Annotated in this window: 8 protein-coding genes and 2 tRNA genes; all 10 read left to right on the top strand. The window is 64.5% G+C overall.

What is annotated here, in order from left to right:
• Positions 1–11: 11 nt before the first annotated feature.
• The 10 genes from AAAX35_RS03390 (at position 12) to AAAX35_RS03345 (ending at position 13034) form a co-directional block, all read left to right on the top strand.
• A complete protein-coding gene (locus AAAX35_RS03390; protein ID WP_349116758.1) occupies positions 12–2129 on the top strand; it encodes a molybdopterin-dependent oxidoreductase in 2118 nt (705 codons plus the stop codon).
• Positions 2130–2181: 52 nt separating this feature from the next.
• Positions 2182–3639, top strand: coding sequence for an L-seryl-tRNA(Sec) selenium transferase (gene selA, locus AAAX35_RS03385; RefSeq protein ID WP_199412357.1), 1458 nt, complete (start codon positions 2182–2184; stop codon positions 3637–3639).
• Entirely contained in the window at positions 3636–5603 is a 1968-nt protein-coding gene (gene selB, locus AAAX35_RS03380) for a selenocysteine-specific translation elongation factor (RefSeq protein ID WP_349116757.1), read from the top strand. Before selA ends, selB begins: the two co-directional genes overlap by 4 nt.
• Before the next feature lie 36 nt (positions 5604–5639).
• Positions 5640–5736, top strand: a tRNA-Sec gene (locus AAAX35_RS03375).
• Positions 5737–5891: 155 nt separating this feature from the next.
• Positions 5892–6524 (top strand): molybdenum cofactor guanylyltransferase, encoded by a 633-nt coding sequence (locus AAAX35_RS03370; RefSeq protein WP_271737865.1) that lies wholly within the window; start codon positions 5892–5894, stop codon positions 6522–6524.
• A 15-nt stretch (positions 6525–6539) separates the two neighbouring features.
• On the top strand, positions 6540–6935 hold the full coding sequence (locus tag AAAX35_RS03365; protein WP_117847589.1) for a DUF3343 domain-containing protein: 396 nt from the start codon (positions 6540–6542) through the stop codon (positions 6933–6935).
• A gap of 257 nt (positions 6936–7192) precedes the next feature.
• Positions 7193–8548 (top strand): NADP-specific glutamate dehydrogenase, encoded by a 1356-nt coding sequence (gene gdhA / locus AAAX35_RS03360; protein WP_117847591.1) that lies wholly within the window; start codon positions 7193–7195, stop codon positions 8546–8548.
• 229 nt (positions 8549–8777) lie between these two features.
• Entirely contained in the window at positions 8778–9692 is a 915-nt protein-coding gene (locus AAAX35_RS03355) for an FAD binding domain-containing protein (RefSeq protein WP_349116756.1), read from the top strand.
• Positions 9692–12523, top strand: coding sequence for a molybdopterin cofactor-binding domain-containing protein (locus tag AAAX35_RS03350; protein ID WP_349116754.1), 2832 nt, complete (start codon positions 9692–9694; stop codon positions 12521–12523). Before AAAX35_RS03355 ends, AAAX35_RS03350 begins: the two co-directional genes overlap by 1 nt.
• 427 nt (positions 12524–12950) lie before the next feature.
• A tRNA-Leu gene (locus AAAX35_RS03345) sits at positions 12951–13034 on the top strand.
• Positions 13035–13097 lie beyond the last annotated feature (63 nt).

The raw sequence follows: 13097 nt of genomic DNA, 5'->3' as shown, positions 1-13097 counted from the left end.
GAATAATCGAGATGGCATCGAGAGCTATGCATGACGGTCGCTCCGTGGTGACGACATGCGGGGGATGCTATGCCGATTGCGCCTTTGCGGCACGCGTTGAGGACGGTCGCGTGGTGGCCGAGTTGCCGGTGCCGGGACATCCGTGCGCGGCGCGTGCCCTGTGCGCCCGCGGGCGCCATCGCCTGGCAATGCCGTTTGACGAGCGCGACCGGATTTTGCACCCCATGCGACGCCGCCGGGATGGCTCGGGGTTTGATGCGATTACCTGGGACGAGGCGTTTGCTCAGATTGCCGAGCGCCTTTTGGGGATTGTTGACGGGCATGGTCCGCGCGCGCTGGGCATGACGCTCGGCGTTCCCTCGTTCGACCGCTACTGGGCGTATCGCTTTATGCATGCGTTGGGCTCGCCCAACGTGTACGGTGCCGATGGCGCCTGCGAGGTAAGCCGACTTACCGGTTGGGAGCACAGCCTGGGCTATAGCCCCGCCTCCGACCTGGCACATACCGACTGCATCATGTACCTGGGGCGTTCCATCGTCGATTCATCGACGATGGGGGCCGTCGATGCGCTCAACGATGCGCGCCGGCGCGGGGCGAAGATTATCGTGGTCGACCCCCGGCGCAGCGGCTCCGCCGCGCTTGCCGACCGCTGGCTGCGCGTGCGCCCGGGCTGCGATTTGGCACTACTGCTGGGCATCGCCCACGTGCTGATTGCCGAGGACTTGTACGACCACGAGTTCGTTGCCCGCTATACCACGGGTTTTGACGAGCTGGCGCAGGCGGCCCGTCCTTGGACGCCCGAGTGGGCCGAGTCGATGTGCGACGTGCCGGCCGCAGAGATTGTCGCCACGGCGCGCGATCTCGCTGCCGCCGCGCCTGCCGCTGTGGTGGATGCGGGCTTTCATGGTGGCATCGGCATCGCGTATGCCAATAGCACCCAGACCGCGCGCGCTATCTGCTTGGTCGATGTGCTGCTGGGCTGCATCGGGCATGCGGGCGGCGCGCTCAATCCGCCCACGCCGCTTGTGTTGGGCGACCTCGATCCCGCGCGCTTTGCGACGCCGCCGGTGCCGCGTGGGACCAAGCTGGGGTCCCAGCGCTATCCGCTCGTCGATCCCGAGCGCGGCCTGTGCACGACCATCGGTCAGTCGATTCTTGCCGGCGATTTGCGTGGACTCATCGTCTATGCCAGTAACCCTGGTGCGGGCTATGGCAATGCTGGGGCGTGGCTATCGATTCTGGAACAGCTTGACCTGCTCGTGACCGTTGATATTCGATGGTCCGAGACGGCGCGTGTGTCAGATTTCGTGCTGCCCGATGTGACGTATCTGGAGGCCGACCGCGGCGTGGGTACGGTCGTGGGCGCCAACGATGCGCGTGTGTTCTACCGCAACGCCGTGCTGCCTGTGCAGCATGACGACACACGTCCCGGTCGGGAGATTTTTGCCGGTCTGGCGCAGGCGTGTGGTGTGGGCGAGTACTTCCAGTTTGCGTCTGACGATCTGGCGGCTGCCCAGGTGGCGCCGTTTGGGATCGATCTGGACGAGCTCAAGGAGCGCGGCTGGGCCGATACGGGTGTTGCGCTGCCGTCGCGTACGGGCGAGCCGGCGATCCCCTTGGATGGCGGCAAAATTGCGCTGGCAAGTGACGTATGGGAGCGTGCCGGCCTGGGACGCGTGCCAGGCTGGATCGCGCCGATGGTGGAACCCAGCCCGGGGATGTTTCGCCTCATTAGCGGTAACCGGCCCTTTGAGTCGCATACCTCGCGCAGACTCGCGGCGGCCGGTGCCGCCGAGGTGGGGTCGGACTTGGACGCCGTGCAGATGAACGCCGATGTCGCCGCTCGCATGGGTATCGTCGATGGCGAGGTCGTCGAGCTGGTGAGCGACATGGGCCGTGACCGCGTGCGCGTGGAGACGACGCCCTATCTGCATCCGGCGTGCATCTTCACCTCGGCCGCCCCCGGCGGGCGTTCGTCTGGCGCCGATACCGGTGGCGCTCAGGCCTTGGGCGTAGGCCCGCTCGACCATACGCCGTTGCGTTGGGACCCGTTGACGGGCGCCGCGCTCACTCAGGAAAACGCCGTTCGCGTGGAAAAGATCACGGAGCGCGAGGATAATAACGAGTAATTGACTCAGCTGATGCATTCGACTGATCCACGTTTCTTTTGAAAGGCCGTACATGAGCGATAGCCAGAACATGTCCGATGAGGTACGCGCCCGCCTGCGCGCCATTCCTTCCGTCAACGAGCTGCTTGCCGAGTGGCCGGTAGTGAAGGCGGCGGGGGAGACCTGCGACGCGGTGGTGCATGCCGCCGTGACGGCCGAGCTCGACGAGGAGCGCGCAGCCATTCGCGCCGGTGCTGCCCCGCGCTCTAAGCGCGACCTTGCCTCGGCCATCGAGTGGCGTGCGCACCGCTCCGCGTTGCCGAGCCTGCGCCCTGCCGTCAACGCCACGGGTGTGGTTATCCATACCAACCTGGGTCGAGCCCCGCTCGCGGAGTCAGCCGCCAAGGCGGTGGCCGAGGTCGCGCGCGGCTACAGCACGCTTGAGTACAGCGTGGACACCTGCTCTCGCGGGTCGCGCAAGGAACATGCCGCGCAGCTGATCCGCTCACTCACCGGTGCCGAGGACGCGCTCGTGGTCAACAACAATGCCGCCGCGGTGCTGCTGGTGCTTGCCACCCATGCCGCGGGTAAAGAGGTCATCGTCAGCCGCGGCGAGCTTGTCGAGATTGGCGGCAGCTTCCGCATCCCCGATGTCATGGCGGCTTCGGGCGCCAAACTCGTCGAGGTCGGCGCCACCAACCGCACACACCTGGCAGATTATGAGCAAGCCATTACGCCCGATACGGCCATGATCCTCAAGGTCCATCCTTCCAACTATCGCATCGAGGGCTTTCACGAGGAAGTGGGCTCTCGGGAGCTTGCCGCCCTGGCCCACAAGCATGGTCTGCTGTTCTACGAGGACCAAGGTTCGGGCGCGCTTTTGCCCGATGACATTCTGGTGCGCGGGGGTGAGGAGCCCACGCCGGCTTCGGTCGCGGCAGGGCTCGATCTGGTGTCGTGCTCGGGCGATAAGCTGCTCGGTGCCGCGCAGGCAGGCATTATCATGGGCCGTCGCGATCTGGTCCAGGCTTGCGGGTCGCATCCGCTTATGCGTGCCCTGCGCCCGGGCAAGCTCGCGCTGGCGGCGCTCGAGGCCACACTGCGCATTTACATGGACGGGGCGGATGTTGCCCATCGCGAGGTGCCGGTTCTCAACATGCTCACGCTTCCGCAGGCTCATCTGGAGCGTCGCGCACGCAAGCTGCGCGAGCTGATGGTGGCGGGCCTCGATAAGGCTGGCTGCCCGTGTGCCGTGCAGGTGGAAATCGTCGAGGAGTCGTCGACTCCCGGCGGCGGCTCGCTTCCTACCGTCGAGCTGCCTACCATGTGCGTTGCCGTGCGCCTCGTCGATGAGCGTCTTTCCGTTGACGCACTCAAGCGCTCGCTCGTCCAAGATTTCGACACGCCGGTCGTCACACGCGCCTCGCACGATCGCGTCCTGTTTGACATGCGTACACTCGTGGGCGACCGCGATATCGAGACGGCGGCATCGACGCTCGTCGCGTGCGTTGAGAAGGCGATTGCTCGATGAGTGAGGTTCAGGCGCTGGTGGAGTGTCCCGTTATCGTTGGCACGGCGGGTCACGTTGACCATGGTAAGTCGGCATTGATCGAGGCACTGACCGGCAAGAATCCCGATCGTCTGGAGGTTGAGCGCCGTCGCGGTATGACCGTGGAGCTGGGCTTTGGCGAGTTGGCGCTGCCGAGTGGCAAGATCGTCGGCCTGGTCGACGTGCCGGGCCACGCGCATTACCTGCGCGCCATGGTGCAGGGCGCCACGGGCATCGACGTTGCCGTGCTGGTGGTCTCTGCCGTCGAGGGCGTGATGCCGCAGACGCGCGAGCACGTGCACGTGCTGGAGCTGCTGGGCGTTACGCATATGGTGGTCGCGCTGACGATGTGCGACCTTGCCGATGCCGAGATGACCGAGCTTGCCGAGCTCGATGTCGATGACTTTTTGTCGGGTACCGTGTTTGCGGACGCGCCGATCGTGCCTGTGTCGTCCAAGACAGGCGAGGGGATCGAAAGGCTGCTCGCCGTGCTCGACGAGCAGGTTGCCGCTTGCTGGGATGCCTGCCGTGCCCGTGCCGAGCTCACTGATGCCGCGCCGCGTCTGCCGATTGACCGCTGCTTTACGATCAAGGGCGTCGGCACTGTCGTGACGGGAACGTTGCACGATGCGCCGGTTGCGGTGGGCGACGAGTTGATGGCTTTGCCGTCGCGTACGGTCTGTCGCGTGCGTGGGATCCAGGTGCATGGCGATACGCCGCGCGCGCTGCCTGGTCAGCGTGTGGCGCTCAACCTGGTTGGTGACGGTGTCGCGGCGCTTGACCGTGGCGAGATGCTGGGCGTGGCGGACCGCTTTGGCCAGACGTTGCGCTTTATGATGACGTTCACCTACCTGGGCCGCGAGGGCACCAAGCCGCGCGTGCTCGAGTCGGGCGCGCGTGTGCATGTGATGGCCGGCACGGCCGAGGTCATCGGCCGCATCATGCTTTTGGAGGGCGAGGCCCCCATGGCGGTGGGCGAGACCCGTACCGTGCAGGTGCGCCTGGAGGAGCCGCTGCCGCTGTGTGCCGGAGACCATGCCGTGGTGCTGTCGTATTCGCCCGTTATGCTCATCGGCGGCGGGCGCGTGCTGCTTTCGCGCTGCCGTCGCTCGCGCGAGCTTTCGACGGGGGAGCGCACGCTGCTTGCAGCGCTTGAGGCCGGCGATGCCGTCGCTGGTGTTGAGGCGTGGTTGGCGCTGCAGACGTTGCCGGTCGTGGCTGCCGACGTTGCCGCGGCGCTAGACCTTGTTTCCGGTGGGGCCGATGCCGCGCTGAACGAGTTGGTGGCGCGAGGTGCTGTGCGCGAGCTTGCGGGCTCGGGCTGTAGGCTGTATGTGAATGCTGCCGTGTTCGATGCCGCCATGGACGTGCTGGCGGCGACCCTGTCAGCCATGCATGCGGCGTCTCCCAAGGAGACGGGCTTTACGCCCGGCGCCGTTGCCCATGCTGCGTGGCCTGCCGCTGATGATGGCGTTGCCGCGGCTCTGATTGCCGAGGGCTGCTCGCGTGGTGTGTGTGCCTCGGAGGGCGCCGAGGTATTCGATCCGCATTCGGCCGCCGCGGCGGCACGCGTGGCTCGCGAAGCCTGCGAACGTATCGTTGCTTTGCTGGACGAAGCCGGCCTCGATGCGCCGACGTTGCCCGAGGCGGGCGAGCAACTGCAGCTCGATCGCGACACCATGACGCGTGCCCTGCGCGAGCTTTCGCTCAATCGCTCGATCGTTAAGGTTGAGCGCGACGTTGCCCTGTCTGCCGCCGCCGAGGCCCATGCGCGCGAGCTCGTCGCCGCCGCCATCGCCGATGCCGGTGGCGCAGCCACCACGAGCGTGCTGCGTGAGGCTCTGGGCGTGTCGCGCAAACGTGCCATCAGCATCTTGGAGCACCTGGATGCCGTACGCTTTACGGTGCTCGACAAGGATGCCGGCGGCCTGCGCTCCCTGCGCTAGATTGGCTGCTCGGTTTGGTAAAATACCGCCGCACTTGGGAACGGATGGGCTCCGGTGGGCTCCGCGGTCCTCAAAACCGTTGCGAGGCGTGCAAAACGTCTTGGATGTGTTCGATTCACATACGTTCCCGCCATACGCTACCAGCGCTTTTGTGCTCGCGGTCTTGCTGCGTGCCGCAAAGGCGCTGTTTTGTTTTTGCACGGGTTTGCCGTGCCGCCCGCTTTATCGGCGACGGTATTTGGCTTCGTGTGCCGGGTTTTGAGCATACCGATGGGGGTGGTTTGCCGTATGACTACCGTAAGACGGGCCGATCTTTCTTGTGTCGTCCAGGCGGGCGGGTTGTCGTCGCGCATGGGTTGCGATAAGGCGCGCATGGCGTTTTGCGGTGAGCCGCTCATCGAGCGCGTGCTGGGTCGGCTGGCGCCAGTTGCCGGCGAGTTGGTCGTGACGACGTCGCGTCCCAGCGAGCTTGCCTATCTTGAGGAGCGCGCGTTTGGCGGCCTGGTGCCGCGTGTGGTGGCGGACCTTGAAGGCTCGGCGGGCGCAATGCGCGGCATCGCGAGCTCGTTGGCAGCGGCTCGGCTGCCTCTCGTGGCGATAGTTGCCTGCGATATGCCGTTTGTCTCGCCGGAACTCATTGGCGCGCTTGCCAATCGTGTTGAGGCCGAGGCACTCGACGTGTGCGTGCCGTGCGAGGAGCGGGGGATTGAGCCGCTTTGTGCCGTCTGGCGCCGTGCCGCATGTGCGCCGGTTGCCCAAGAGCTGCTCTCCTGCGACCGACAGCGCATTCGCTGCCTGATCAATCGCGTTCAGGCCGGTTATATGGATGAGCCGCAGATCGTTAAGGCCGCGGGGTCGACGCTCTGCTTCGAGAACGTCAATACGCCCGAGGAGTTTGCGGCGGCCGAGTTACTCGCCTAGAGGATTGGAGTTGCGATGTCTCACGATATTTGTCCCGACACGGGGGAACCTTGTACTTGCGACGGGTCCGAACCCTGTACCTGCGGTTGCGGTGGCTGTGGACATACCGCGGAAGAGGAAGCGGCCGCCGCGGCGTATCGTGAGGCACACCGTGAAGGCCCGACCGGTGATGCCCTCGATCGCGAACGCAAAATCATCGTTTCGTTCGACAGCACCTTCGATGTGATGGAATGCGAACAGCTGTGTCTTGCCGCCGGCGTGCCTGGGCGCATCATGCCGCTGCCCGGCTCCATCACCGCCGGCTGCGGGCTGTGCTGGGCCATGCCGTTCTCGGGCGATGCCCTCGCCGCCTTCCGCGCCGCCACCGAGGGCCGCGTAACCCCCGCCGACTACCACCAGCTCGTCCTCTAATCGCCAACACCACCACAAAGGTGCCTGTCCCCAATGTGGTGGTTTGGAACACGTGGACGAAACAGCTTCGAAACACGCGATTTGTACGTCGAGTGCTCAAAAACGCTTCTACCTGCATCGTAATCAAAACGAAACATCCGCCCGTCGGCTTATGCGAAACTTTGCTGCAACAGTGCGATATTATCCATACTCGATAAAGCTCGCGGCGCATGGGGCGCCTCGAACGACACTTTTCTTTTCCATCAATTGGAGGAAGCATGAGCTACACGCAGAAAGTTCTCGACGAGCTCAAGGCCCGCTATCCCGAGCAGCCTGAGTTCATCCAGGCCGCGACCGAGATCCTCGGCACCATCCAGCCGGCGCTCGACGCCCATCCCGAGTACGAGGAGGCCGCTCTGCTTGAGCGCCTCGTCGAGCCCGAGCGCATCGTTATGTTCCGTGTCCCCTGGGTCGACGACCAGGGTAAGGTCCAGGTCAACCGCGGCTACCGCGTCGAGTTCAACTCTGCCATTGGACCCTACAAGGGCGGCCTGCGCTTTAACCCGACGGTCACCCTGGGCATGCTTAAGTTCCTGGGCCTGGAGCAGATCCTCAAGAACAGCCTGACCACCCTTCCCATGGGCGGCGGCAAGGGCGGCTCCGACTTTGACCCCAAGGGCAAGTCCAACAACGAGATCATGCACTTCTGCCAGTCCTTCATGACCGAACTCTATCGCCACATTGGCCCCAACACCGACGTTCCCGCCGGCGACCTGGGCGTTGGCGGCCGCGAGGTTGCCTACCTGTTCGGTCAGTACAAGCGCCTGACCAACGAGTGGACCGGCGTCCTTACCGGCAAGGGCCTCTCCTTTGGCGGTTCGCTCGCCCGTACCGAGGCCACCGGCTACGGCTTGGTCTACTTTGTGGACGAGTACCTCAAGAGCCGCGGCGACTCCTTCGAGGGCAAGAACGTCGTCGTTCACGGCTCCGGTAACGTCGCCATCTACGCGGTCCAGAAGGTCGCCCAGCTCGGCGGCAAGGTACTGGCCTGCTCCGACACCCACGGCTGGGTCGAGGATCCCGACGGCATCGACTACACCGTGCTCGAGCATGTCTACAACAAGAAGCGCTCCGGCCACGACAAGGGCGTTACGCTCGCTATGTACGTCGACGAGAAGCCCAATGCCACGTGGCACGAGGGCGACGGCCGCGGCGTGTGGCAGCTTCCCTGCGATATCGCGCTGCCCTGCGCTCGCGAGAACACGCTGCTGCTCGAGGACGCCCAGGCACTCGTCGCCAACGGCTGCAAGGTGGTCGGCGAGGGCGCGAACATGCCCACGACCATCGAGGCCACGACCTACTTCCAGGAGCACGGCGTCGCCTTTATGCCCGGTAAGGCTGCCAACGCCGGCGGCGTGCTCGTGTCCGGCTTGGAGATGAGCCAGAACGCCGAGCACCTGTCCTGGACCTTCGAGGAGGTCGACGGCAAGCTCGAGCAGCTCATGCGCGGCATGTTCCACAACGTGGACGACACCGCCAAGGAGTACGGCGAGGAGGGCAACTTCGTCATGGGCGCCAACATCGCCGGCTTCCTGAAGGTCGCTGACGCCATGCTCGCCCAGGGCGTCTGCTAAATCTTCGCTCGACATAGCATGTGATGAGGCTCCCAGCTATCTGGCTGGGAGCCTTTTCTATCCCGGAGGACTCCTCATAACTTGCGGTGATATACGGACTGTTTTGCGTTCCAGAACGGTTAATCAGTCCGTATATCACCGCAAGTTATGGATGGGTGGGTGGATTTTGTCCTAAAACGGTGTGCGGCCCCTCGTTTGGTACACTTAAAAGTACTGGACAAGTGAAGAGATGGGGGAGAACGTGCTCAAGTTCGGTACCTACGTCCGTGTTGGAAACGCGGCCGAAGCCTATGAGCTCTTGCAGAAGAACCGCAACAACAAGATTGTGGGCGGTGGCATCTGGATGCGCCTGGGTTCGCGTCGCGTGGCGACGGCGATTGACCTTTCGGCCTGTGGACTCGATCAGATCGAGGAGACCGAGACCGAGTTTCGTATCGGTGCCATGTGCACCCTGCGCCAGCTCGAGCGCCATGCCGAGCTCAACGCGCTTGTCAACAATGTCTTTGAGTTTGCCGTCCACGATATCGTGGGCGTCCAGCTTCGCAACACCGCCACGGTGGGCGGTAGCATTTACGGCCGCTTTGGCTTCTCGGACGTTCTCTCCGCCTTTCTCGCGCTCGACTCCTATGTTGAGCTGACGGGTGCCGGCCGCGTGCCGCTCGCCGAGTTCGTGGACATGGGCTACGTGCGTGACGTGATCGAGCACGTCGTGGTCGTTAAGCACGATTACCGCGCGAGCTATGAGGCTGTGCGCAAGGCCGCGACCGACTTCCCCTCCTTAAACGTCACCGCCGCCTGGTGGGATAACACCTGGCATGTCACCGTGGGCGCCCGTCCGCTGCGCGCGACCTTGCTGCAGGGCGAGGCGTGTGGCCTTACCGGCGAGCGGCCTTCCGAGGACGGGCTGCGCGCCCTGGCCGCTTCCGTACGCACGCTGAGCTACGGCACCAACCTGTGGGGCTCGGCCGCCTACCGCCGCCGCATCTCGGCCCCGCTTGCCGTGCAGGCCGTGCGCCGCGCCGCCGGCATCGAGCTTTCGGCCGCGCTTGCCCGCGAGCTCGAGACCGTGCAGATCCCCAAGTTTGCCACGGACGAGTATTCCTGCCGCCGCGTGCCCGGCGTCGATTCTAGCGAGGTGCGCTAATGGCTGCCAAACTCATCGATCTTTCCTTTACGCTCAACGGCCGTAAGGTCAAGGTCCAGATTGCCCCCGACACCATGCTCTTTGCGCTTTTGCGCGAGCAGGGCTGCGCGTCGGTGCGCTGTGTCTGCGAAACCACCAACTGCGGCCTGTGCACGGTGTGGCTCGACGGCGACCCGGTGCTGAGCTGCTCGGTTCCCGCCGCTCGCGTCGAGGGCCACACCATCACCACGCTCGAGGGCCTCAAAGCCGAGTCTGAGGCGCTGGCCCGTGCGATGGCTGCCGAAGGCGCCGAGCAGTGCGGTTTTTGCGCCCCCGGCCTTATCATGAACGTGCTGGCGCTTGCCCGCGCCGCCAAGGAGGACCCGAGTCTCGTCGCCACGCGCGAGGAACTCTCGCGCCAGCTTGCCGGCAACCTCTGCCGCTGCAGCGGTTACGAGAGCCAGCTGCGCGCCATCGTGCGCTTCCTCAACGAGTCCGGCGTGCAGGTGGGCTTCGAGATGCCCGAGCTGCCGGTCAACGACACCAGCTGCGACGGCGTTTCCTACAAGCAGATCACCCACAAGCAGCCCAAGAAGGACTCGAAGGCGCTGCTCGAGGGCCGTCCCGTCTACACGGGCGACATGGTGCCCGCCGGCGCGCTCATCGTCAAACTCAAGCGCAGCCCCTATGCCCGCGCCAAGATCCGCTCCATTGATACGTCGCGCGCCCTGAAGGTGCCCGGCGTGGTGGGTGTCTACACCTACGAGGACGTGCCCAAGCGCCGCTTTACCATCGCCGGCCAGAGCTATCCGCAGCCGAGTCCCTACGACCGCCTGATTCTCGAGAACCTCGTCCGTTACCAAAACGAGGAGGTGGCGATCGTCGCCGCCGAGACTGAGGAGGCTGCCGACAAGGCGCTCAAACTCATTAAGGTCGACTATGAGGTGCTTGAGCCGCTGCTCGACTTTACCAAGGCACTCGATAACGACATCGTGCTTCACCCCGAGGGCGACGTGACCTTTATGTTCCCGCAGGGCGGCGACGTGCCCCGCAACCTGGTGTGCAGCGGTACCAGCGATTTTGGCAACCTCGACGAGGCATTCGCCCAGAGTGACATCGTCTTTGAGCGCACCTACACCAGCCAGGCCACGCAGACCGCGCCCATGGAAACCTTCCGCGCCTTCGCGACGATCGACGCGTTCGGGCGTATCTCGGTGACCACCTCCACGCAGGTGCCCTTCCACGTGCGCCGCATGGTCGCGCAGTCGCTCGATATCCCGCAGTCGCAGGTGCAGGTCATTAAGCCGCGCATCGGTGGCGGCTTTGGCTCTAAGCAGACGGGCTGCTGCGAGATCTTCGTTGCGTTTGTGACGCAGAAGACCGGCCGTCCGAGCTACTGCTGCTACACCCGCGAGGAGACCATCACTGCGGGCAACTCGCGCCACCAGATGCAGATGACCGTTAAGCTGGGCGCCATGAACGACGGCACCATCACGGCCATCGACCTGCATACGCTGTCCAACGCCGGCGCGTATGGCGAGCATGCCACCACGACGATCGGCCTTTCGGGCCACAAGAGCCTGCCGATTTACAACCATGTGAAGGCGAGCCGCTTTAGCTGGGACGCCGTCTACACCAACACCAACCGCGGCGGCGCGTATCGCGGCTACGGTGCCACCCAGGGCCAGTTTGCCGTGGAGAGCGCCGTCAACGAGCTCGCCGACATGCTGCACATGGACCCCGCCGACCTGCGCCTTAAGAACATCGTGCGCGAGGGCGAGGTCATGCCGCAGTACTACAACGAAAAGCTCAACGCCTGCGCGCTCGACCGCTGCCTGTTGCGCGCGATGGACATGATCGGTTGGCGCGACAAGCCGCTGGCCGTTGACCTGGGCGACCGCGTGCGCGCCCTGGGCTGCGCGCTCACTATGCAGGGCTCGGGCATCTCCAACGTGGATATCGCCGGCATCGACATGCGCCTGGAAGAGGACGGCTTCATTACCATCGGCACCGGCGCCACCGATAACGGCATGGGCGTCGACACGATTCTGGCGCAGATTGCCGCCGAGGAGCTGGGCGTGGAGAGCTCGCTGATCGTGGTGCGCGGCGTGGACACAGATGTGTCGCCGTTCGATGCCGGTTCGTACGCGAGTTCGGGGACGTACGTAACGGGCCTGGCAGCCAAGAACGCTGCGGCCGAGCTGCGCGAGAAGATCTGCGTCAAGGCCGCCCAGATGTGGGACGTGGACGCCGCCGACGTGGTCTTTGATGGTCAGTACGTGCGCCTGTCCGATGAGCGTGCCGCGCGCGAGCAGAACCGCTACCTCACGCTGCGTGACTTTGCCAACCTGTGCGTCAAGAACATCGCGGGCGGCGACGCGCTCACCTCGCATGCCTCTGCCTGCCTGCCCGTTTCGCCTCCGCCGTTTATGGCCGGTATTGCCGAGGTCGAGGTCGACAAGGCCACCGGCAAGGTGACCGTGGTGGACTATGCGGCGGCTGTGGACTGCGGCACCGTGATCAATGAGGCGCTCGCGCGCGTCCAGGCCGAGGGCGGCATTGCCCAGGGTATAGGCCATGCGCTCTACGAGATAGTCGAGCACGACGACCGCGGTCGCCTGCGTACCGGCAACTTTATGAGCTACAAGCTGCCCACGCGCCTGGATATCGGCAGCATTCGCGTGGCCTTTGAGCCGAGTTACGAGCCGACGGGTCCGTTTGGCGCCAAGTCGATCGGCGAGGTCGTCATCAACACGCCGCTCGCCGCCGTTGCCTCGGCCGTGGCGCACGCCACCGGCCACCAGGTTCGCTCGCTGCCGATCACGCCCGAGAAGGCCCTGCTGGGGGAGTAGGCGAGGAGGCGCTGTACCCGCTCATTGCCTAGCCCGGGGAAACTGCAGCCCACTTTTCAACTGAATTGTGGGCTGCAGTTTCCGTTTGAGGGCCTTGGCGGAAAGTGCATCCCGGAATAGGGGCTCAAAACGGGTTGCAGTTTCCGGTTGATGGCTATAGCGGAAATTGCATCCCATTCCGAGGCCCCAAACCGGGACACGCTTTCCGGCGCATGGCCAGCATCGCCAGGCTGCCGAGTTCTACCGAAGTTGCGGTGGAATAGGGACTGTTTTGGAGGACTGGAGCCCCAAACAGTCCCTATTCCACCGCAACTTCGATGGGGCGGCGGGGGATCCGATGCGTACTCGTGGTGAGGTCGTGAGCTTGTAAAAGGTGTGCGTGCGCTTGCCGTTCGTATCTGCTATCATTCCTAGTCTGTGCGCTCATGCGGGCGTGGCGGAATTGGTAGACGCGCCAGATTTAGGTTCTGGTGGGATTCCCGTGAAGGTTCGAGTCCTTTCGCCCGCACCAACGCACCCGCGTCGGCTTATGCCCTCGCGACGCTTGTTGCATAAAGGTACCAGCACCTCAGAT

Source organism: Collinsella sp. CLA-ER-H11 (assembly GCF_040092445.1).
Lineage (GTDB): Bacteria > Actinomycetota > Coriobacteriia > Coriobacteriales > Coriobacteriaceae > Collinsella.
The sequence above is the reverse complement of the archived record's forward strand: the minus strand, read 5'-3'. Positions and strand labels throughout refer to the sequence as shown.